Here is a 21149-nt window from a genome sequence, read left to right on the forward strand (position 1 = left end):
GTCGGCGCCCGCCATCCGGAAGATGATGCTCAGCGGTCGGACCGAGCCGGCTCCGACGCCTCGTCGGCGGCGACGAAGGTCGCCGTGTGGTGGCGGCCACCCAGCATCAGTGCGGCGATCGCGGCGGCCACCAGGGCCGCGATCCCGCAGACCAGGTAGCCGATCGAGTAGGCGTGCGACAACGCGTGGAAGGCGACGTCCTTGAGCGGGTTGGGCGGGTTGGGGATGGCGTTGGCGCCCAGCGGACCGGAGTTGACCGCACCCTTGACCGGCGGCGGGATCTCCTTGGAGCTGTTGAAGGCGTCCACGGCGTCCTGCAGCTTGGGTGACGCGGCGACCTTGGCGCTGATCGCGTTGGCGGCGTTGGTCAAGGCGATCGCGCCCACGATCGCGGGACCGAGGGTCAGGCCGAAGTCGCGCAGCATGCTGGTGGCGCCGCTGGCCATGCCGGCCTTGTCCGTCGGCACGCTGTTGACGGCGACGACCGTGATGGCGGTGACCGCGGTCTTGAAGCCGGCGCCCACGACGAGCAGGGGCAGGGCGATGGAGGCGATCGAGGGATGCGTGGCAGCGGGAAGAGCGGCAAGGGCCACGTCCCCGATGCCGATGAGCGCCATGCCCGCGGCGAGCACCCAGCCCGGGTTGTAGCGCTGCAGCATCTTGGTGCTGACGGGGAAGAGCACCACGCCCATGATGTTGAGCAGGACGAAGCCGATCGAGGTCTTCAGCGGGGAGTACTCCAGGATGGCCGACAGCCGGATGCTCGTGGCGTAAGCGGTTCCGAGGTAGGCGAACATGCCGAGCACGGTGACCACCGCAGAGACCGTGAACATCCGGTTGCTGAACAGGTCCAGCCGGATCAGCGGCTTGTCGACGCGCTGCTCGACGAGCACGAAGGCGATCAGGAAGACCACCGCGACGACGAAGCTGCCGATGACCAGACCGCTGCCCCAGCCGTCCTCCGCGCCCTGGATCACGCCGTAGAGGAGCGCGAAGAGCGCGACGGCGATGGTGATCTGCCCGGGCCAGTCGAGCGAGCGGCCGATCGGGGAGGAGGAGTTCTGCGCCACGAGGAGCGTGACCAGGGCACTGACCGCTGCGATCACGGCCATGGCGAGGAACGCATAGCGCCAGCTGGCGAACTCGCCGCCGGGGTGGTCGATCTCGGCCAGGAGGCCGCCGATCAGTGGTGACATGAAGCCGCCGGCCGTCAGCCCGGCCGCCCAGATCGAGATCGCGTGAGCGCGGTCGCGGACCGTGTGCGTCCCCGCGGCGATCATCGCGACCGACGTCGGGAAGATCGCGGCGGCCCCCAGGCCGGCGATGACCTGGCCGGTCAGCAGCACACCGGTGCCGCCGTCCGGGGTGAAGAAGCCGAACAGGCCGCCGATGGCCATCAGCAGGGAGCCGATGGCGAGCAGCCGCTTGCGGCCGAAGAGGTCGCCGACGACGCCGAAGGAGAGCTCGAAGAGGGTGACCGGCACCAGGAAGGCGTCCGAGACCCAGGTCAGCTGGGTGGAGGTGGTGCCGAGATCTTGGTTGATGTAGCCGTTGATGACGGCCGGGATGCTGACACCCACCTGGGCCACGAAGCAGGCGCCGACAGCGGCGACGAGGGTGCCGGTGGTCAATCGGGGCAGCATCGCCGGGGCGTTGGAGGCTGCGACGTTCGTACTCATGGATGTGAAGCAAACCACATCGGAAACCTGATGTACAGGTTTCCTGATGATTAATCCCCTCCGCCCAGCCGATGGCTACGGCGCGTCGCCCGTTCGACGATCGGGTCGCCGCAGCGCCTGCCGGCACAGCTCCACGCTGCGACGCAGCTCTCCGGCCTCGACGTCGCTCATGAGCGAGAGCATCTGACGTTCCAGGGCGGCGACCTGCGGGCGCAGCTGGTCGAGGAGCCGCTCGCCCTCGGGGGTCAGCGCGATCACCAGCCGGCGTCGGTCGGCGGGATCGCGGTGCCGCTCGATCAGCTTCCGGTCAGCCAGGGCGGTCACCATGTCGGCCATGCTCTGCGCGGTGACGAAGGAGTGACGGGCGAGATGGGCAGCGGTGAGGTCGGGATGTCGCTCGAGGACGGTGAGCGCGGTGTACTGCAGAGCGGTGAGGCCCACCGGGCGGGCGAGCTCGTCCAGCTCGGCGCGGACGGCGAGCTCGACCTGCTTCATCAGGTAGAGCAGGGTGGGCGGGGCGGCGACCTGCTGTCGGTCGGTCGCTTCGGCGGTATCCGTCATTCGCTGCCCTCCTGCACGCCGGGGCTCACCGGCGCGATCGTCGGACCATCGTAGAGGCGCTCAGGCGAGCCCCAGCACGCCGGCGGCGTTTCCCTTGAGAATGCCGGGCAGCAGCGCCGGGTCGATGCCCAGGCCGGTGAAGTCGTCCAGCCAGCGCTCGGGGGTGATGAGTGGGTAGTCGCTGCCGAAGAGCACCTTGTGGCGCAGCATTCCGCCCGCCGCGCGCACCAGCTCGGGAGGAAAGTACTTCGGCCGCCAGCCGGACAGGTCGATGAAGATGTTCGCCTTGTGGGTCGCCATCGAGATGGCTTCGGCCTGCCACGGCACCGACGGGTGGGCGAGGATGATCGTGAGGGCGGGAAAGTCAGCGGCGACGTCGTCGAGCAGCAACGGGTTGGAGTAGCGCAGCTTGATGCCTCGGCCGCCCGGCAGCCCCGCTCCGATGCCGTTCTGACCGGTGTGAAACAGGGCCGGCACGCCGAGCTCCTCGAGGGCGGCCCAGAGCGGGGTGAAGGTCGCGTCGTCGGGGGAGAAGGCCTGGAGGCTCGGATGGAACTTGAACCCGCGGACCCCGTGCTCCTCGACGAGGAACCGGGCACGCCGCACCGCGGCTTCGCCCTGGTGGGGGTCGACGGATCCGAACGGAATCAGCACGTCGGCGTGTGCAGCGGCGGACTCGGCGATCTCCTCGCTGGACAGGGCCGGATGTCCGGTCGCGGTCGTCGCGTCCACCGTGAACACGACGGCCGCCATGCCGGCGGCCCGATAGCGCGCGGCGAGGTCCTCGACCGTGGGAGTCCGGTTCTCCGCGCCCTTGAAGTACGCCGCGGAGGCATCCATCAGCTCGTCGTCGAGGGAGTGATGACCGTGGTCGTCGGCCTCGACGTGCACGTGCACGTCGAGCGCGCGGATGGCGTCGAAGTCGATGCGTGGCTCGTAGCGGGTTGTCACAGGGTGACCTCTCGGAGTCGGGACTTCATGAGCTTGCCGGAGGCGTTGTGCGGCAGCTCGGGGAGGAAGACGACCGACTTCGGCAGCTTGTAGCGGGCCAGCCGCCCGTCGAGGTGGGCCAGGACCGCCCCGGCGTCGAGGTGCGTGCCCTCCCGAAGGACGACGTAGGCGCGGCCCACCTCGCCCCACCTCTCGTCGGGAACCCCGATGACCGCGCACTCGGCGATGTCGGGGTGGCTGTGCAGTGCCTGCTCGACCTCGGCGGGATAGACGTTCTCGCCCCCGGAGATGTACATGTCCTTGAGGCGGTCGACGATCCGGAGATATCCCTCCTCGTCGCGGACGGCGATGTCGCCGGTGTGCAGCCAGGTGCCCTCGAAGGCGGCCGCCGTGGCCGGGTCGTCCCTCCAGTAGCCGGGGGACACGTTCGGTCCGGAGACCAGCACCTCGCCGGGCTCGTCGACCGCCGTCTCGCGACCGTCGCGTACGACGCGGACATCGGCGAAGAAGCACGCCGTGCCGGCGGACCCGAGCTTGCGGGCGCCGTCGGCTGCTCGCAGCATCGTGGCGCCGGGAGAGGCCTCGGTGAGGCCGTAACCCTGCACGATCATCAGCCCGCGGTCGAGCCAGGTGTGCAACAGCGACTCCGGGATCGGCGCCCCACCGCTCAACGCCAGCCGCAGGCTGCCGAGGTCGGCCTCGCCGAAGCGCGGGGTGGCGGCCAGGGCGAGGTACATCGAGGTGACCCCGAACAGCAGGCTGACGCGCTGGGTCTCGATCAGGTCGATGGCGCGCACCGGGTCGAACCTGGCCTCGACGAGCGCCGTTCCGCCCTTGAGGATGGTCGGGAACAGCACCTGGTTCAGCGCGGCGGTGTGGAACAGCGGTGCGGTGACGAGGGCGATCTCCTCGCTGGTCAGGTCGATGTCGACGAGCAGGTTGTAGACGTTCCAGACGACGTTGCCGTGCGTCAGCATGACGCCCTTCGGGCGGCCGCTGGTGCCGGAGGTGTACTGGATCATGAACAGGTCGTCGAGCCCGATCGGTTCGTCGATCTCGGAATCCTCGTCGGCCATCAGGCCGTCGAGTCCGGTGCCGCCCCCGCGGGTGAAGACGACGGTGTCGATGCCGAGATCGATGATCGTCGGGTCGGCGGTCGGGGCGGCCAGAGCGTCCTCGACGAGCAGCAGGCTGGCACCGCTGTGGCCCAGCACGTGCACGAGCTCGGGCGTCGCGAGCCTGGTGTTGACCGGGACGAAGACGCCGCCCAGCTGTGCGGTCGCGAACATCGCGATCACCATCTCGACGGAGTTGAGGCCGAGGAAGGCGACCCGCTCACCCCGGCCCGTGCCTCGCGTGCGCAGACCGTGAGCCAGTCGGGTGGCGGCTCGGTGGAGCTCGGCGTAGGTGGTCGACCGATCGTCCTGCACCAGGGCAGTCTTGGCCGGCGTCATCCGCGCACGGCGACGGGTCCAGGAGCCCAGCCCGTTGTCCCTCATCGCGGGCCGCCTTGATCGGTGGGCTCGCGCAGGTCCGTGAGGCCGGTGCGCTGCTTGAGCGCGAGCAGCTCGCGCAGCGCCCGATCCCGCCGGGCGAGGACGTCGCGCTCGCGGCCACCCATCTCCTCGGCCACGCCCGCGACCAGCTGCTCGGTGAGCTCGGGGGTGAGCTCGGGCGTGCCCAGGTCGTCCCACCAGCCGACCATCGGCGGGCCGAGGTGCTCGAGCACGTGGCTCATGCCGCCTGGGCCGCCGGAGAGGTGCTGGGTGGCGATCGGGCCGAGCAGCGCCCAACGCAGGCCAGGACCCGATGCGACCGCCTGGTCCAAGTCGGCGACCGTGATCGCCCCGCGCCGCACCAGATCGTAGGCCTCGCGCCACAGCGCCGACTGGAGCCGGTTGACCACGTGGCCGGGAAGCTCGGCCCGCACTCGCACCGGGCGGCGGTCGAGCAACCTCATCGCTGCCATGGTCGCCTCGACGGTCTCGTCGGAGGTCGCCTTTCCGCCGACGACCTCGACCAGCGGAACCAGGTGCGGAGGGTTGAACGGGTGCGCGACCAGGACGCGCCCGGGGTGGCGGCACGCGTCCTGGAACGCGCTCGGGCCGATGCCCGACGAGCTGCTGGCTAGCACCACGTCCGGCGCGGCTGCCGCGTCGAGCGCGGCGAACAGGTCGCGCTTGACCTCGATCCGCTCAGGTCCCGCCTCGAGGACCAGGTCCGCACGTGCGGCCGCCGTCGCCGGGTCGGCGTGGACGTGCAGCCGCTCCAGGGCGGTGGGCTCGGTGTCGAGCTCGACGAGGTGATCGGCGACGACGGCACGAAGCCGCTCCTCGGTGGCCGGGTCCGGATCGGCGGCATGCACGGTCAGGCCCTTCGCCAGTGCGAGCGCCGTCCAGCTGGCACCGATCGAACCGGCCCCGATGACGGCGACGGTGCTGATGTCGGTCCTCACGCGCGGACTCCTCGGTTCTGGTCGTGCTGTTGCATCGCATCTGGCGCGAGGGCGATGAACGCGTCCAGCGCGCTCGGGTCGGCGAGGGCGTCGCGGCTCACCACCTCGGAGGCCGCTGTGCCCTGCAGGATGCGCTTGACCGGCAGCTCGAGCTTCTTGCCGGTGAGGTTGCGTGGAACGGCCGGCACACCGACGATGCGGTCGGGGACGTGCCGGGGCGAGAGCCCCGTGCGCAGGGCGCTACGGATGGTGCTGGTCAGCGCCTCGTCCAGCCCGCCGTCGGTGGCGACGAACAGGATCAGCTGCCCGTTGCCGCCGGCCAGGTCCTCCAGGTGCACGACCAGACTGTCGGTCACGCGCGGCAGTTCTTCGACCACCCGGTAGAACTCAGCGGTGCCGAGCCGGACGCCACCCCGGTTGAGCGTCGCGTCGCTGCGGCCGGTGACCACGCAGCTGCCGTCGGCCTCGAAGACGATCCAGTCGCCGTGCCGCCAGATGCCGGGGTAGGTGTCGAAGTAGGTGTCGCGCAGTCGAGTTCCGTCGTCACCCCACAGGCCGAGGGGCATGGACGGCATCGGGGAGGTCACCACGAGCTCGCCGGGCTCTCCGGTCACCTCGCGGCCCGCCTCGTCATAGGCGTGCACGTCGACGGCGAGGGCACGGCCGGAGATCATCCCGGCTCTGACCGGCAGCAGCGGGTTGTTCTGCACCAAGCCGCTGCACACGTCGGTGCCTCCGCTACCCACGTTCAGCTGGACGCGTGAGCCGAGCTGCTCACCGATCCACGCATATCCCTCCGGTGGCAGCGGTGAACCGGCCGAGCCGAGCACCCGGATCTTCAGGTCGAGGTCGCGCAGGTCGAGGCCGGCGGCTCGGCAGGCCATCACGAAGCCGGGGCTGGCGCCCATGAGGGTGGCGCCGGTCTCCTCGGCAAGCCGCCACTGCCAGGCGAGGTCCGGGTACGCCGGGTCGCCGTCGATCATCACGATCGAGGCGCCGACGAGGAGGCCGGAGACGAGCGCGTTCCACATCATCCACGCAGTGGTGGAGTACCACAGCATCACGTCGCCGGGCCCGAGGTCCCACGACAGGGCATGGTTCTTGAGGTGCTCGAGGGTGATGCCCCCGTGTCCGTGCACGATCGCCTTCGGCTTGCCGGTCGTGCCGCTCGAGAACAGCACCACGAGAGGGTGGTCGAAGGGCACCGCCGTGGTGTGGTGGATCGGCTCGGTCACCTGCTCGAGCAGCTCGTGCCACGAGGTGGCGCTCGGCACGCGCCAGTCGCCGTACTCGATGTCGACGACGTGGCGCACGCTCGGGAGCTCTGCGACGATCTCGGCCACCTGGTCTCGCCGGTCGATCGGCTTCCCGCCGTACTGGTAACCGCCCGCGACGAGCAGCACGGCGGGCTCGACCTGGCCGAACCTGTCGACCACGCTGCGCGGGCCGAACTCGATGGCACAGCTGGTCCACACGGCGCCGAGGCCGGCCGCGGCCAGGAAGGCCACCAGCGCCTCCGGGGTGTTGGGGAGGTAGCCCGCGACGCGGTCCCCGGATCGCACGCCGAGATCCACGAGGGCGCGCCGGGCGCGAGCGACCTGCTCGCGCAGGTCGCGCCAGGTCAGGTCGAGGTCGGGGCGGGTCTGCGAGCGACCCATGACGGCGACGGCGTCCTCCGGGACGCCGTGGTCGCCCAGCGCCTGCTCGGCGTAGTTGAGCAGCGAACCGGGGAACCAGACCGCTCCGGGCATGGTGCGCTCGGCAAGGACGGCGGTCCGCTCACCGTGATCCGTGACGTCGAAGAAGTCCCACACCGCCGACCAGAAGCCCTCCAGGTCGTCGACCGACCACCGCCAGAGCGCATCGTGGTCGCGCAGGTCGACGCCACGGTTCTCGCTCAGCCAGGTCAGGAACTGCCCCACGTGGGTCGTCTCGACGACATCGGCGGGTGGGCGCCACAGCACGTCACCGGTCTGAACGCTCATCGCTCCGTCACCTTCTGGGCGCGGCCATCGAGGAACGCCTGCATGCGCTGCTTCGCGTCGTCGGTCCCTTGGGCGATGGCGGCCATCATCGACTCCATCGCGTAGCCCTCGTGGGGGCTGGCCTCGGCGATGCGGGGGAGGGCCTGGACGATCGCGTAGTTCGTCTGGGGTGCGTTGTCGGCGATCCGCGTTGCGAGGTCGACCGCGAGGTCGAGACCGGTCCCGTCCTCGGCGACGTATTGGGAAAGGCCCAGTGCGGCGCCTTCGTCGGCGTCGTACCGGCGACCGGTCAGCATGAGGTCGGCCATCCTGGCCACGCCGATGAGCCGGGGGATCCGGACGGATCCGCCGCCTCCCACGAACAGGCCGCGCATGCCCTCGGGAAGGGCGTAGAACGTCGACCGCTCGGCGACCCGGAGGTGCGTCGCGGCTGCGAGCTCCAGTCCGCCACCCACGACGGCGCCCTTCAGCGCCGAGACGACGGGGACCGGGCCGAACTCGACCTGCTCGAACGCGCGGTGCCACATCCTCGAGTGGCGCACGCCGGCAAGGGTGTCGCGCTCCGCCATCTCGCCCAGGTCGAGGCCGGCGCAGAAGTGGTCGCCGTCAGCGGCGATCACGACCGAGCACACGTCGGAGGGAAGGCTGGTGAAGAACCGCTCGATGCCGAGCACGGTCGCGTCGCTGAGCGCGTTGCGCTTCTCCGGCCGCGCCAGAGTCAGGATCGCGACCTTGCCGCGACGGGACGCCCGCAAGGTCGACGGGAGCTCGACGAACGGCTGTGACACAAGACCTCCAAGATAAACAGGAATCCTGATTATTAGACCAGGGGTGGGCGTCCGATGCAAGCGCCTCGGCCGGCGCCCGGGCCGAGGCCTCGCCGGAAGGAGCAGCCGCATGAACGACGGGGCCGCCCACCCCCAGCGCCCGCATCCGGGGTGGCGGACTCGAACATGACGTCACCCTCGCCGAGCCGGCCGAAGCATCGGCGCATGAACAGATCGATGAGGCCTACCGGCGAAAGTACGGCCGCGACGGCGGCAGCCACCGTCCGGCTCATCTCAGCCTGGCCCGAGTCGCTTCCGACAACAGCAGCAGGAGACACCATGAAGTTCACCCAGAGCGGCGGCAAGACCGCCACCGGCCCCGCCGACTGGTTCACCGGCGCCGTCTACATCGACGGCGTCCGCAACCCCGACGACCAGTCAGCCGTCGGCTGCTCGCACGTCCGGTTCACCCCCGGTGCCCGCACCGCCTGGCACCACCACCCCAAGGGCCAGACCCTCTACGTCACCGACGGCATCGGCTACGTCGCCCGCCGGGGCGCCATCGGCGGCACCGAGGTACACGAGATCCGCCCCGGCGATGTCGTCTACATCGAGCCCGGTGAGGAGCACTGGCACGGCGCCACCCCCGACCGGTTCATGGCCCACGTCGCCATCCAGGAGGCCGACGAGAACGGCCAGGTCGTGACCTGGCTCGAGCACGTCACCGACGCCGAGTACGGCGCCTGACCGACTGCATCCCCAGGACAACAAGACCCGATGATCCTGAACGGGACCTCACGTCGTCCAACGACGTGACCATCCCCAAGGTCGGTCTGGGGACATGGTTCATCGACGACGACAAGGCCGCCCCGGCGGTCAGGGACGCCGTCGCTGCCGGCTCCCGCCACATCCACTCATGTCAGCGTCTGCCGCAGTCTGACGGTGGCTGGACGGGGTGCAGCGGGCGACGACGCCGGTGCTGGCGCGCGCCGGTCCGGTCGCTAGTTGTAGGTGACTCTGAGTACCTCGTCGGTCATCCGAGGCGTCTCGCCTCCGAGGATGAAGCCGGCGGCGTCACACTGCGCGACGGCCGAGTCGGCCAGCGGGTGAGGGAGGCGTCCTGCTCTGCTGATGGCGCTCGTCTGCGGGTCGAACCACCACATCCGGTCGGTGGGGCTGTTGGTGCCGGTTCGGCCGCCGGCGATCAGGATTCGAGTGCCGAACGCGATGGCCACGGCGTGGCCGAGGCGGACCGCCAGCCGACCGGCGACACGGGCGTGCCCGGTCGAGGGGTCGATGCGCTGGATCGCGGTCTGCAGGGTGCCTCCGGCCTCGCCGCCGAAAAGCCAGATCGCGCCGTCCGAGACCGTGCTCGCCGGGTAGCGGACCGGTACGGGGAGCGTGCCGGTCACCTTCCAGGCGTGACCGTCGGTCGAGCTGAGGATGTCGGCTTCGGCCGGGCGGGTTCCGTCGTAGCCACCGGCGATGATGACCTGACCGTCGACGGTGGCGGCGACGAGGTCGGAGCGGGGCCGCGGAAGGTGGCCGTCGATCTTCCACCGGTTGCCGTCCCAGCCCTGGACGACGCTCTGCTCGGACGAGTTGCCACCGCCGATGACGAGGGCGCGGCCGGCGGTGCCGCCGGCGGTGTCGTGGACCGGCACGGGCAGCGGGGGCAGCTGGGTGACCCGGCCGCGGTGCAGGTCGACGCGGTATGCGTTCGAGATCGAGGAGTCGCCTCCCACGAGGCCGCCCGCGACCACGGCACTGCAACCGCTGCCGGCGACGGCCTCTCGGCCGACGGCCGTCGGGAGCCGGAATCCGGCAGAGCGGACTCGGAGTCGGCGTGGTGCGGACGGCGTACCGGGCGGGCTGGCGGCGCCCTCGGTCGGGGTGCTGGAGCGGGGAGTCTCAGTCCTCGTGAGGGGAGCTGCGGAGGAGCCGGTGCCCGCGCCGGGCGCGCTGCAGGCGCCGAGCACGAGCGCTGCCCCCGCAGCGAGTGCCAGATGCCTGCCGAGAGGTCGTCCGGTCATCGCATGAGCCCCGTGTGCCCGAGCGAGTAGCGACCGGGCTGGGGCCAGACGAGCAGGCCGTGCGGGCTGCGGGCGGGGACGCGGATCTTCGCGATGAGGGTGCCGGTGCGGGTGTCGAAGCCGTAGACGACGCCGTCGTAGCGGCCCGACAGCCAGAGCGTGCGACCGTCGATGGACAGTCCGCCCATGTCGGGTGATCCGCCGCCCGGGATCTTCCAGGTCTGGGTGAACCGTTGGCGGGCGAGGTCGAAGACCTGTACGGCACCCGCCATCCGGTCCGACAGGTAGAGGAGACGCTGGTCGCGGCTGAAGTAGATGCCGTGAGGCATCTCGAGCGTCGGGTACGCGTGCCAGATCCGGAGCCGGCGCCAGGGGATCTGAAGCAACCGGTTGCGGCCCATGTCGGCGACGAAGAAGCTGCGCCCGTCGGGGGCCAGTCGCACGTCCTGGGGCATGGCGGGCATCGGGAGCCGGATGCGCCCGAGGACGCGTTCGCCCAGGGTCGAGACCTTGAGGATCGCCCCGGAGAACTCACAGCTCACGAGGAAGTAGCGGCCGTTGGCCGAGAAGTCGGCGTGGTTCGGGCCGCGGCAGCCGGGGTCGGAGACGGTGTGCTCACGCGTGAGGCTGTGTGGATCGCTGAACACGATCTGGTCGTGCTGCTCGTCCATCACGATCGCGTGGCGGCCGTCGGGGGTGAAGTAGAGGTTGTAGGGCCTGCTGGTCATGACGGTCCCGATCATGCGACCGGTGGCGGGGTCGATCTCCGCGAGGTGGTTGGACGCGCTGGCCTCGACGTACAGCGTCTCGAGGTCCCACGAGGGCGTGACGTGCTGGTTCAGCGAACCGGTGTTCAACACTCGGACGATCCGGTGGGTGCGTGGGGAGATCACGATGGTGCGGCCGCCGATCTCGCTGTCGGGGACGTACAGCAGGTGTGGCTGGTGTCGCAGCGTCGGTGCGACCATGCCTGGCCCGGCGGCGGCGTAGACCCCGCCTGGCAGGGGACTCGGCATCCCCGGGATGGGGTGGCGGAACGGGGCGGCGGCAAGGGGCGTCGTCCGTGGGGCCGAGGCGCCGACGACGCCCGAGGTCGCCGTGGGGCTCGGGGTGGGGCTCGGGGTCGGTGCCGCCGATGTCGAGGACGTGCGCTCGGCCGGTGCCTTGTTCACGCACGAGCACAGCGAGACGCCGGTCGCGAGCGCCACGGCGAGCACCACGAGCTGACGCGTGGGGCCGGACGGTGGGTGGCGCATGGTCTTCCTCGATGCCTCGTCTCACCAAGCATCGCAGGACTTACCTGCAAAGAACCTGACGGCCCGTGGCTCCTGGGAGGACGGAACCCGCGTCCATACCGAATATTGGTTCCGTTTTGCCACGGGTTCTTTAACGAGGGCACACGCGGAGGTGACGATGGCGGTCGGAATCCTTCGGTGGTTTTCGGGTCCCGTCGATGTGGAGTCCGGGGGTAGGCGTCGTGGGTTCACGCGATGTGCGTGTGGGCAAGGCCGGCGAGTCGGCCGGGCGGGATGTCCGCCCGCGAGAGGTCGCGACGCGACCATCGCAGGTACCGACGCAGCGGGCGGCTCTGCTGCACCCGTCGAGGCAGGTGCAGGCCCGGCGAGAGAGACTCTTCCCCACGCACCGCGTGAGACAGCCTCGGACGAGCTCCGGGGTGCTCAGTCTGCTGGTGATCATCGGTGGTGACACGCTCGCGCTCGTCGCGGCGACGGCCGTGGGGGAGCCCCGGACCGTCCTGGTCGTGGGCCTGGTCGCCATGGTCGTCTGGGGGTCGCGGGGTCTGTACGGTCGCCGGTTCACGCTCTCCGTGATCGATGACGTTCCCGCGATCCTGCTCGGGGTGCTGGCGGGCATCGCCGTGCTGGCCCTGATCAGCAACGGCAGCCTCCCTCTGCGAGGCGCCGGCCTCGAGACCTGGTTGGCCTCGGTGGTCGTCGCGCGCGCCGTGGCCTACCGGTGGGTGACGAGCCGGCGTCGGCGCGGCCGCGAGGTCTTTCCCGCCCTGCTCGTCGGCCGGGGCGCCAGGGCCGACATGCTGGCCGAGCGCATCCGCCAGCACCCCGAGACCGGGCTCCGCCTGGTGCAGCGCCGATCCATGACGACGTTCCGGAGGACGCCGACGGCGGACGACATCGGCGAGCTGCGCCGGGCGGCGGCACGGCACGATGTCAGCGACGTCTTCATCTGTGGCCACCAGGGCATGCTCGGCGAGCTGGTCGACGAGCTGCGCCGATGGCGAACCACCGAGACGGCCGTCCACGTGGTGCCCGGGCTCTTCGAGTTCCACCTGCTGGGTCGAGGCGCCGGCGAGGTCTGGGGCGTGCCCCTCGAGACGGTGCGACGACCGGGACACCACTGGACGGCTCGCGCCGTCAAACGCAGCATGGACGTGGCACTCTCCGCCACCGCGTTGCTGGTGCTCAGCCCGGTCATCCTCGTGGTCGCGCTCGCCGTGCGCATCGAGGTCGGTCCCAGCATCATCTACCGTCAGGTGCGGGTCGGCCGTTCAGGTCGGACCTTCTCCTTGCTCAAGTTCCGCTCCGTTCCGCCCACCGTCAAGGCGGAGACCCAGTGGTCGGTCGTCGATCGGAGTGTCCTGGGCGTCGTCGGGCGCTTCATCCGACGGTTCTCGCTCGACGAGCTGCCGCAGCTGTTCAACGTCCTCAAGGGCGACATGAGCCTCGTCGGTCCACGTCCGGAGAGGCCCGAGTACGTCGACTCGTTCGAGGACCAGGTCGAGGGCTACCGACACCGGCACCGCGCGCCGGTGGGGCTGACCGGCCTCGCCGCGGTGAAGGGTCTGCGCGGCAACTCGTCGCTGCACGAGCGGGTGTACTTCGACAACCTCTACATCGAGAACTGGTCCATCTGGCTCGACGTCAAGATCCTGCTGCGCACGGTGGTCTCGGTGTTGCGCGGGACCGGGTCCTGATGAGCTCGCGTCGATCAGGACCGTCGCCGCCGTGGTGGGCAGCCGCCCGACCGGCCGTCGCCCGCGGAAGGGGAGCCCCGTGCCCGGCGTGGTCCTGATCGTCAGCCAGCCCGGCAGCGCCGGTGTGGCCCATGTGGTCGCGGATCACCTGCGGTGGGCGGCGGCCGCAGGCTGGCGTTGCGTCGTCGCGTGCGATCCGGACAGCCGCCTCGCCGCCCTGGTGGAGGCAGGAGGCGCGCAGGTCGCGCCGTGGCGAGCCCGACGCAGCCCCGACGGACGGGTGGCCGGAGAGATCACCCGGCTTCGGGAGATCCTGTCCGGGACCGCGCCGGACCTGCTGCACCTGCACAGCAGCAAGGCAGGCCTGGTCGGTCGACTGGCGGCTCGGGGATCGCGCCCGACGATCTTCCAGCCTCATTCCTGGTCGTTCCAGGCGGTGACCGGCACTCGGGCACGGCTCGCTGTTCAGTGGGAGCTGCTGGCCCAACGATGGACCAGCCTGACCTTGTGCGTCAGCGAGGCGGAACGGCTGCACGGTCTCCAGGTCGGTCTCGCCGGGACCACCGTGGTGCTGCCCAACGCGGTCGATGCGCAACGGTTCCACCCGGTGTCCCGCGCCGCGGCGCTCGCGCGCCGTCGATCGCTCGGCCTGTACCCCGAGGATCGCCCGCTGGCGGTGTGCGTGGGTCGGGTCTGCCGCCAGAAGGGTCAGGACCTCCTGCTCGCGGCATGGCCGCAGGTCGTCCAGCGCGTCCCCGGTGCCCGGCTCGTCATCGGCGGCGCTGGCGACCTCCGGTGGGCAGCCGCCCTGCCCACTCCTCGCGACGTGTGCTTCGTGGGTGCCCTCGACGATCCGGTCGCATGGTTCCAGAGCGCCGACGTCGTCGCCGTACCGAGCAGGTGGGAGGGACAGCCCCTGGTCATGTTGGAAGCGATGGCCTGCGGCGTCCCGGTCGTCGCCAGCTCCATCCCGCCGCACGTCGAGACGTTGCCGCGGAGCGCAGGAGCAGTCGTGCCGGCGCAGGATCCGACCGCCCTGGCCGACGCTCTCGTGGAGAGGCTCACCGGGTCGGGCCGTGCCCGATCTGCCGCCGAGGGCAGGGCAGGGCGAGCCCATGTGATGTCGCGGCACAATCCAGTGAAGATCGGGGAGGAGCTGGTGAGGCTCTATGACGACACGGCGCGCTAGTCGAGAGCGGGACCGCCGCGGCCCCGGATCGGTGAGCATGGGGGACGTTCCACCCGACAGCCGATCGAAGGAGGCGGCGACCATGGCCCGCCACGGTGTCCCGGGGCCGCGCTCGCGAGCGGTCCCTACCCGGCGCCGCATCGTGCTGGCCGGCGTGGCGTGCGGCATGCTGGGGGTCATCGTCATCCTCGCGCTGACGCAGCACGACAGTTCGCAACGTTCGACCGCATTGCTCGATCTCTCCTCCGCGCTGGCCAGGGGCAGCAGCACGAGCGGCCCCACGACGGACCAGGCCGACCGCTTCGTGCAGTCGCAGCTGGTGTACCTCAACTCCCGGGGCTTCGAACGCACGGTCCTGGCCATCAGCGACGCACCCGCGGGGACGTCGGTCAGCGCCTCGCAGGTCGGGTCGACCAATGTCGTGCAGATCTCCGCCACCGCGCCGAACAGGGCGGCGGCCGTCCATGCGGCTGACGCCGCCGTCAGCGCCTACAGGGCGCATCGCAGGCAGGTGGTGAACCAGGCCGACGCTCTCGCCGCCGCGGGCGGCACGGTCATGGAGGACGCGCGGGACGCCGGTGCGAAGCCCACCACCTCACGGCCCCTGGTGCTCGGGGTGGGGCTGGCCGCCGGGGTGTTGCTCGGTCTGGTGGTCGCCGCGCTGCCCCTCCTGCTCGCACGGCGCGAGTGGTCGGAGGAGGAGGCTTCGGACGCGGACTCGGACGTGGCCGTCGCGGCGCCGGCGCTGCCGACCGCCTCCGAGGACTGGCGAGACGGGCTCCTCGAGCGGCCGTCGGACGACCCGCTGGAGTGTGCCAGTCGGCTGCTCAGCGCCCGGCTCGTGGAGCAGATGTCGGCGCCGCGCCCGCTCGTCGTGGTCGGTGCCACCTCCGGCGTCGGCGCCAGCTTCGTGGCCGTCAACCTGGCCACCGCGTTCGCGCGTCGCGGCAGGACGGTGCTGATCGCCGCCGGCGACGTCAGGAACGGGACGGTAGGCCGCTGGTTCAACCTCCCTCCGGACGCTCAGAGCCTGCTGCACGTGGCCCGGACGGACGCGGTGAGCGCGGTGGAGTCGGCACTGTGCGAGACCCCCGTCTCCAACCTCTTCGTCCTGCCGGTCTCCCCGTCGGCGCGGTGGGACCAGATGGAGCAGGCGCTGTCAGGGAGCGCCGTGTCGTTGCTGCTCCACGCGGGCTGGCGTGTCGTGATCGACTGTCCTCCGGCCACCCAGTCGACGGCCGTCTTCGAGGTGAGCAGGTGCGACCCGGTCGTGGTCCTGGTCGTGGATCGTGACGTCACCACACCCGAGGAGCTGACGGCGGCGTTCGACCAGCTGCCCGGCGACGGCTCGGCGGCGACCGTCGTGGTCAACGAGCGGCCAGCGGGGGGACGGCGGACGGAACGGGACGTCGGCTGATGGCCCCGCGTCTCAGCCTCGTGGTCACGACGATCGGGCGGGTGCCGGAGATCGTCCGACTGGCCCGCTCGGTCCAGGCCTCGCCTGCGGCTGGCGACGCGGAGCTCGTGGTGGTCGACCAGAGCCCGGACGGACGGGCCGTGCACGCGGTCGAAGAGCTCGACCTCGCCGTCCCCGTGCGGGTCGCGACGTCCCGCCGTGGTGTCTCGGTCGGCCGGAACGTCGGGCTGACGCTGGCCGAGGGCGACCTCGTCGGCTTTCCCAATGACAACAGCTGGTACCCGCCCGCCACACTGCCCGCGCTGATCGATCGCTTCGATGGCGACCCCCGGCCGGACGGCGTGATGGCGCTCGTGTCGACGGCCGACGGGCGGCCCGCCATGCTGCGCTGGCTGCAGCGCAGCGGCCCCGTCGGGCGGCTGACCGTGCACCGCGCCGTCGTCTCACCGGGGCTGTTCCTCCGCCGGCGGCTCGTGGAGGAGCTCGGGGGTTTCGACGAGCGGATCGGCACGGGAGCGCCAGGACCCGCCCAGTCCGGCGAGGAGTCGGACCTGGTGCTGCGGGCCCTCGACCGCGGGGCCCGCGTCGTCCTGGACCGTGGGCTGGTGGTGCACAACGACGACCCACGCGACCGGCCGGACGACCGGTTCGTCACCAAGATGGCCGGTTATGGCGTCGGACAGGGGCTCCTGTGGCGCCGGCATGCGCTGCCGCTGCCGCTGCTGGCCGCCCTGGTCGCCCGGAAGCTCGTCGCCGCGCCGGTGCGGGCTGCGCACGGCCAACGCCTCCTGGCTCGTTCCGACCTGGCCTGGGCGCGAGGGTGCGTCGTCGGCTACCTGTCCCGAGAGTCCGCACCATGACCCTGCAACAGCCGCGCCCCGCTGTCCGCGCCTTGCGCCGGCGCCACCGGTTGCCGCCGCTCGGGCTGTGGTGGCTCTCGCCGGTGGGCGCTGTGCTGCTCGTGCTGCCGGCCTCCCTGATCGGCGCCTGGCTGATCGGCGACGCGCGTTACCGCACCGACTGGCGCACTCCGAAGGAGCTCACCGACTCCTTCACGGTGCTCATGCTGCTCGGCCTGGTCGCCTTCGTGGTCGCCGCCGGCTGGTGGCAGCTGCGCGGTGGCGAGGTGTGGCGGGGGCGGTGGCCCGTGCTGTCGGAGGACGCGCGTGCCGTCATGACCCTGGCGGCCACCTGGACCTTCCGCGGGACGCTCTTCGGCTACCTGGCGCTGGGGGCGATCGGCGTCGCCCGAGGGGTGCCGCCGAGTGTGCTCGTCACAGCAGCGACGTCCTTCTCCACCGACGACTCCATCAAGTCGGCGTTCGCGCCGATCGCCGGGGTCTCGTCGTTCACCCAGCTGGGGATCGCGCACACGGTCCTGGCCGGACTGCTGCTGCGCCCGCGCCGGGACCGGGCGTGGACACGGACCGACCGGCGAGTCCGGCGCCAGCTGGCGGTCGTCCTCCTGCTCGCGCTGGCCCGCGCCTTCCTGCTCAGCGAGCGGCTCGCGGTGTTGGAGCTGGTGGTGCCGCTGGTGGCGATCGGCGCGCTGCGGTTGTCCGTGGCGACCCGGCCCGCCGTACGGCGAGCGGCCCGCCTGGCGCCCGTGGTGCTGGCGCCGCTGCTGCTCGCCGTCTTCGCCCTGTTCGAGTACACGCGCAGCTGGAACTTCTACCGAAACTCCGGTGCCACGTCGTTCTGGGACTTCGTCGTCGTCCGGTTCGCCGGCTACTACGCGACGGCCTACAACAACGCCGCGATCCTCTACGAGCACGGGCGGTTCCCCGGCCGGCTGCCGTACTGGGTCGTCGAGTTCTTCTGGACGGCACCCGGGATCTCGCAGCTGGACCTCTACGGGCGCCTCGCCGGCGGCGAGGCCGAGCAGAGCGCCTTCACCGCCACCCAGCAGTACGGGAACCCGGAGTTCAACAACCCCGGGGGGCTCGGCGTGCCCTTCGTCGACCTCGGCGCCCTCGGCGGGCTGGCCTTCATGGCCGCCCTCGGCGTGCTGTGCGGCTGGGTCTGGGCGCGGCTCCGCGCCGGCCGGCCGAGCGGCATGCTGCTCTACCCCGTCTTCCTCGTCGGCCTCTACGAGCTCCCGCGCTACCTCTACCTGACCGAGGGCCGCGTGCTGCCGGCGCTCGTCGTGCTGATCCTCGTCGCGCGACGGCTCGAGCGAGGTCGGGCCGCCGACGTCACCCTGCGGGTACGCCGCGCCCTGGGCCGCCGACCTCGGGTGACGACGTGACCGGCCGCCCCCGGCGCTGGCTGCTGCTGGCCACGCACGTCCCCGCTTCGGGCTCAGGCGGCGGCATGGTCCGCTACTGCGTCGAGCTCGCGCGGGCGCTGTCGGCTCGACCCGATGTCGAGCTGCACCTGCTCTGCGCCAGGGAGGCGAGGGACTTCGCGACCTCCGTGGTCGGCACCGGGCACGTGCACGTGCTCCCCGGGCTGCCCGTCGTCGTGCGGTCGGTGATCGAGCGGAGTGGCCCGGCGGTGCTGCCGGTCCTCCGGCAGGAGTGGGACGTCGTCCACGGGGCCAAGCACCTGCTGCCGCGGCGGGCCGGGCGAGCGACCCGCGTGCTCACGGTGCACGACCTGAACCCCCTGGACCGGCCAGGAGACTTCGGCCCGGCCAAGCGGATGCTGCTGCGGCGACCGTACCTGGCCTCGATCGCCGATGCCGACGTGCTGGTGTGCGTCAGCGCCGCCACCCGCGGGCGGTTGTCGGCCTGGGCGCCCGATGCGGATCCGAGGTCGACGGTGGTGCACCTGGCCGCTTCCCCGACGTTGCTGGCGGCCGAGGGGCAACCGGTCGGCGAGGTGGCCGGGCGCAGGTTCGTCCTGGTGGTCGGCGACCCGTCGCCTCGCAAGAACCTCGACTTCGTCCTCCGGCTGTGGCCGCTGGTGGCGGCGGCGCGGCCCGACGCGACGCTGGCCGTCGTCGGTCCGCAGTCGTGGGGACCGACACGGTCGGCCGGCGTTGGTCGCCGGGCGGCCGATGGGCAGGTCGCCCTGCTGGGCCACCGCAGCGACCGCGAGCTCGCCTGGTTGTACCGGTCCGCCGCCGCCGTGTTGTGCCCCAGCCAGCTGGAGGGCTTCGGGCTCCCCGTCGTCGAGGCGGAGGCGCTCGGAGCGCCGGTCGTCATCTCGGACGACGCGGCCATGGGTGAGGTCGCCGGGCCGCGCACCGTCCGCATCTCGCCGCACGACCCGGACGCCTGGAGGTCCGAGGTGCTCGCCGCCCTCGACAGGAGGCCGCCCGGCGTACGGACAGGTGCGGCAACCCAGCGGCACGGGCTGACGGCCCGGACGTGGCGCGACGTCGCCGCGGAGACGGTCGAGGCGGTCGAGGCGGTACGCCGTGGTGGTTGACGCACGGGGTGCTGAGCTGTCGGCGGTGGCCGGTGGGATCTCCACGGTCAGCGGGGTCTCGCCAGGCTCCGCGCCGATCCGGGTGCTGCACGTGCACGGGCACGCGGACGCGGCTCGTGCCCGCGACATGGCCAGCGACGAGCGGGCGCTCGGGTGGCCGGTCACCGTCCGTGGTCTCGTCCGGGGGCTGGTGGCGCTGCGTCGGGACGAAGCGGTGGTCGTGGTGCTCCACGGCCGGGTCGCCGGCCTGCTCGGTCGGCTGCGGCTGCGCGGCACGCGCACCACGGTGCTGGTCCCGAGCCCGGGGACGTGGGGGAGGGCGGCTCTCCTCGAGCGCCTCACCGCCCGTTGGGCCAACGTCGTGCTGCTGCCCGGCCCGGACGAAGCGGCGGCCGGCGTACGCAAGGGTCTGTGGGTGCCACCGTTCGTCGTCGGCGAGTCGGCGGAGCTCCGCGCGGCCGTCCTCGCGCGTGCCCAGGCCTTCGGGCGGCCGAGCAGCGCGACTCCTGCCGACCCGCGCAGAGGCAGGCGATGACCATGGCCGACGAACCGCGCCGCCGGTGGACCGCTGTCGCGGTGGCCCTCGTCCTGCTGACCGCGGTGACCGCCGGTGCGGCGCACTGCACCTCCCCGGACGCCACGGCGCAGAGGCGAGAAGGTGGTGGCGTCCCCTCCCGTCCGGCCGAGGAAGGTGCGCGGCTGCCCACCCCGACGTCGGGCCGGGTGGTGAACGCGCTGGAGGTCGGTGCCGTCGGCGACGGACGTGCCGACGACACCTCCGCTCTGCAGCACGCTCTTGCCGGGCTCTCCGAGGGCGACGCGCTCGAGCTCCCCGCCGGGCACACGTTCACCCACAGCCGGGTGCTGCGTCTCCGCACCCCGGGCATCACGATCACGGGCGGGGGCACGCTGCTGGCGACCGACGAGCGGGCGTCCGCGCTCGAGGTCGCCGCCGACCGGATCACCGTCTCGCGGGTCACCGTGGCCACCGCGCACGCCACGCAGCGCTGGGCCGCCCCGGAGCAGAGCGGGATCTGGCTGAACGGGCACAGCGACATCACACTCACCGACGCCACCGTGGCCGGCTCGGGCTCGGCCGGCGTCTTCGTCCAAGGCACCCAGCACTTCACGCTGACCCGCGTGACGGTGCGCGACACCCGCTCCGACGGCATCCACATGACCGCTGGCGCCCGAGGCGGCCTGGTCACCGACCCGCTCACGGAGAACACCGGCGACGACGGAGTCGCGGTGGTGGCCTACCTCAGCGACGGCGCGCAGGCCGGCGACATCGACATCGTGGCGCCGCACGTGCACGGCCAGTCCCATGGCCGCGGAGTCAGCGTGGTGGGCGGCAGGAACGTGCAGATCACCGACGTCGACATCCGCGACAGCGCGGGGGCCGGCGTCTACGTCGCCTGCGAGCGCGGGCAGTTCCGCACGTACGTTCCGTCGGACGTCAGCGTCCGCGGCGGCACGATCGATGCCGCCAACCAGGACCCGACGGTCGACCACGGCTCGCTGCTCGTCTACAACGGACAAGGACTCCGTGCGCTCCACGACGTGACGATGCGGAACCTGAGGATCCACGGCACCCGGGCCTCGGCCAGCTGGCAGGTGGGGCTGATCGCCGACGACGACGGTCCCCTGCACCGGATCACCCTGGACGACCTCCACTTCACCGGTGACGGCCCGGCGAGGCTGCTCGCGACCAACACGGACGATCTCCGCTACCAGGCGACCGGCTGGACCGAGAACGGCGAGGCGGTGGACGAGTGAGAGCGCCA

Annotated in this window: 18 protein-coding genes; 9 read left to right on the forward strand and 9 right to left on the reverse strand. The window is 71.6% G+C overall.

The genetic code is table 11. The features are described from left to right. Nucleotides 1-29: 29 nt before the first annotated feature. From QDS12_RS08390 to QDS12_RS08420, 7 genes are all read right to left on the reverse strand, one after another. On the reverse strand, nucleotides 30-1679 hold the full coding sequence (locus tag QDS12_RS08390) for an MFS transporter (protein ID WP_279878398.1): 1650 nt from the start codon (nucleotides 1677-1679) through the stop codon (nucleotides 30-32). A 75-nt stretch (nucleotides 1680-1754) separates the two neighbouring features. Then, on the reverse strand, nucleotides 1755-2240 hold the full coding sequence (locus QDS12_RS08395; RefSeq protein ID WP_279878399.1) for a MarR family transcriptional regulator: 486 nt from the start codon (nucleotides 2238-2240) through the stop codon (nucleotides 1755-1757). Between the two features lie 60 nt (nucleotides 2241-2300). After that, nucleotides 2301-3167 (reverse strand): amidohydrolase family protein, encoded by an 867-nt coding sequence (locus QDS12_RS08400; RefSeq protein WP_279878493.1) that lies wholly within the window; start codon nucleotides 3165-3167, stop codon nucleotides 2301-2303. Between the two features lie 20 nt (nucleotides 3168-3187). Then, nucleotides 3188-4690, reverse strand: a complete 1503-nt coding sequence (locus QDS12_RS08405; protein ID WP_279878402.1) for a long-chain fatty acid--CoA ligase — start codon at nucleotides 4688-4690, stop codon at nucleotides 3188-3190. After that, on the reverse strand, nucleotides 4687-5646 hold the full coding sequence (locus QDS12_RS08410) for a 3-hydroxyacyl-CoA dehydrogenase NAD-binding domain-containing protein (protein ID WP_279878403.1): 960 nt from the start codon (nucleotides 5644-5646) through the stop codon (nucleotides 4687-4689). The genes QDS12_RS08405 and QDS12_RS08410 overlap by 4 nt, the downstream gene beginning before the upstream one ends. Continuing rightward, nucleotides 5643-7631, reverse strand: coding sequence for an acetoacetate--CoA ligase (locus tag QDS12_RS08415; RefSeq protein WP_279878404.1), 1989 nt, complete (start codon nucleotides 7629-7631; stop codon nucleotides 5643-5645). The genes QDS12_RS08410 and QDS12_RS08415 overlap by 4 nt, the downstream gene beginning before the upstream one ends. Further along, nucleotides 7628-8419, reverse strand: coding sequence for a crotonase/enoyl-CoA hydratase family protein (locus tag QDS12_RS08420; RefSeq protein WP_279878405.1), 792 nt, complete (start codon nucleotides 8417-8419; stop codon nucleotides 7628-7630). Before QDS12_RS08420 ends, QDS12_RS08415 begins: the two co-directional genes overlap by 4 nt. 318 nt (nucleotides 8420-8737) lie before the next feature. On the opposite strand from QDS12_RS08420, the gene QDS12_RS08425 reads away from it, so the two are divergent. Continuing rightward, nucleotides 8738-9145, forward strand: a complete 408-nt coding sequence (locus QDS12_RS08425) for a cupin domain-containing protein (RefSeq protein WP_279878406.1) — start codon at nucleotides 8738-8740, stop codon at nucleotides 9143-9145. Between the two features lie 254 nt (nucleotides 9146-9399). Here QDS12_RS08425 and QDS12_RS08430 read toward each other — a convergent pair whose 3' ends face one another. Both QDS12_RS08430 and QDS12_RS08435 read right to left on the reverse strand, forming a co-directional pair. Then, the gene (locus tag QDS12_RS08430) at nucleotides 9400-10431 is read right to left on the reverse strand and encodes a hypothetical protein (RefSeq protein ID WP_279878407.1); all 1032 of its coding nucleotides are present in this window, start codon (nucleotides 10429-10431) and stop codon (nucleotides 9400-9402) included. After that, the gene (locus tag QDS12_RS08435) at nucleotides 10428-11687 is read right to left on the reverse strand and encodes a YncE family protein (protein WP_279878408.1); all 1260 of its coding nucleotides are present in this window, start codon (nucleotides 11685-11687) and stop codon (nucleotides 10428-10430) included. The genes QDS12_RS08430 and QDS12_RS08435 overlap by 4 nt, the downstream gene beginning before the upstream one ends. A gap of 419 nt (nucleotides 11688-12106) precedes the next feature. Between QDS12_RS08435 and QDS12_RS08440 the strand changes: the two genes are divergently transcribed. The 8 genes from QDS12_RS08440 (at nucleotide 12107) to QDS12_RS08475 (ending at nucleotide 21141) form a co-directional block, all read left to right on the forward strand. Continuing rightward, on the forward strand, nucleotides 12107-13384 hold the full coding sequence (locus tag QDS12_RS08440; RefSeq protein WP_279878409.1) for a sugar transferase: 1278 nt from the start codon (nucleotides 12107-12109) through the stop codon (nucleotides 13382-13384). Nucleotides 13385-13463: 79 nt separating this feature from the next. Beyond that, nucleotides 13464-14573 (forward strand): glycosyltransferase, encoded by a 1110-nt coding sequence (locus QDS12_RS08445; protein WP_279878410.1) that lies wholly within the window; start codon nucleotides 13464-13466, stop codon nucleotides 14571-14573. Nucleotides 14574-14655: 82 nt separating this feature from the next. Further along, nucleotides 14656-15990, forward strand: a complete 1335-nt coding sequence (locus tag QDS12_RS08450; protein WP_279878411.1) for a hypothetical protein — start codon at nucleotides 14656-14658, stop codon at nucleotides 15988-15990. Beyond that, nucleotides 15990-16850 carry a glycosyltransferase gene (locus QDS12_RS08455; RefSeq protein ID WP_279878413.1) on the forward strand — a complete coding sequence of 287 codons (861 nt, stop codon included), beginning with the start codon at nucleotides 15990-15992 and terminating at the stop codon, nucleotides 16848-16850. Before QDS12_RS08450 ends, QDS12_RS08455 begins: the two co-directional genes overlap by 1 nt. Then, nucleotides 16847-18238 (forward strand): hypothetical protein, encoded by a 1392-nt coding sequence (locus tag QDS12_RS08460; RefSeq protein WP_279878414.1) that lies wholly within the window; start codon nucleotides 16847-16849, stop codon nucleotides 18236-18238. The genes QDS12_RS08455 and QDS12_RS08460 overlap by 4 nt, the downstream gene beginning before the upstream one ends. Then, the gene (locus QDS12_RS08465; protein WP_279878415.1) at nucleotides 18235-19365 is read left to right on the forward strand and encodes a glycosyltransferase family 1 protein; all 1131 of its coding nucleotides are present in this window, start codon (nucleotides 18235-18237) and stop codon (nucleotides 19363-19365) included. Before QDS12_RS08460 ends, QDS12_RS08465 begins: the two co-directional genes overlap by 4 nt. Continuing rightward, nucleotides 19355-19900, forward strand: coding sequence for a hypothetical protein (locus QDS12_RS08470; RefSeq protein ID WP_279878416.1), 546 nt, complete (start codon nucleotides 19355-19357; stop codon nucleotides 19898-19900). Before QDS12_RS08465 ends, QDS12_RS08470 begins: the two co-directional genes overlap by 11 nt. A gap of 2 nt (nucleotides 19901-19902) precedes the next feature. After that, nucleotides 19903-21141, forward strand: coding sequence for a right-handed parallel beta-helix repeat-containing protein (locus tag QDS12_RS08475; RefSeq protein WP_279878417.1), 1239 nt, complete (start codon nucleotides 19903-19905; stop codon nucleotides 21139-21141). Nucleotides 21142-21149: the final 8 nt, after the last annotated feature.

The organism is Nocardioides sp. CER19 (assembly GCF_029846275.1).
Classification (GTDB): Bacteria; Actinomycetota; Actinomycetes; order Propionibacteriales; family Nocardioidaceae; genus Nocardioides.

Bases quoted from the DNA above. Each gene is read 5' to 3' on its own strand.
- QDS12_RS08390 (WP_279878398.1), bottom strand. From the start codon at position 1,679: ATGAGTACGAACGTCGCAGCCTCCAACGCCCCGGCGATGCTGCCCCGA.
- QDS12_RS08395 (WP_279878399.1), bottom strand. From the start codon at position 2,240: ATGACGGATACCGCCGAAGCGACCGACCGACAGCAGGTCGCCGCCCCG.
- QDS12_RS08405 (WP_279878402.1), bottom strand. From the start codon at position 4,690: ATGAGGGACAACGGGCTGGGCTCCTGGACCCGTCGCCGTGCGCGGATG.
- QDS12_RS08415 (WP_279878404.1), bottom strand. From the start codon at position 7,631: ATGAGCGTTCAGACCGGTGACGTGCTGTGGCGCCCACCCGCCGATGTC.
- QDS12_RS08425 (WP_279878406.1), top strand. From the start codon at position 8,738: ATGAAGTTCACCCAGAGCGGCGGCAAGACCGCCACCGGCCCCGCCGAC.
- QDS12_RS08430 (WP_279878407.1), bottom strand. From the start codon at position 10,431: ATGACCGGACGACCTCTCGGCAGGCATCTGGCACTCGCTGCGGGGGCA.
- QDS12_RS08435 (WP_279878408.1), bottom strand. From the start codon at position 11,687: ATGCGCCACCCACCGTCCGGCCCCACGCGTCAGCTCGTGGTGCTCGCC.
- QDS12_RS08450 (WP_279878411.1), top strand. From the start codon at position 14,656: ATGGCCCGCCACGGTGTCCCGGGGCCGCGCTCGCGAGCGGTCCCTACC.
- QDS12_RS08455 (WP_279878413.1), top strand. From the start codon at position 15,990: ATGGCCCCGCGTCTCAGCCTCGTGGTCACGACGATCGGGCGGGTGCCG.
- QDS12_RS08460 (WP_279878414.1), top strand. From the start codon at position 16,847: ATGACCCTGCAACAGCCGCGCCCCGCTGTCCGCGCCTTGCGCCGGCGC.
- QDS12_RS08475 (WP_279878417.1), top strand. From the start codon at position 19,903: ATGGCCGACGAACCGCGCCGCCGGTGGACCGCTGTCGCGGTGGCCCTC.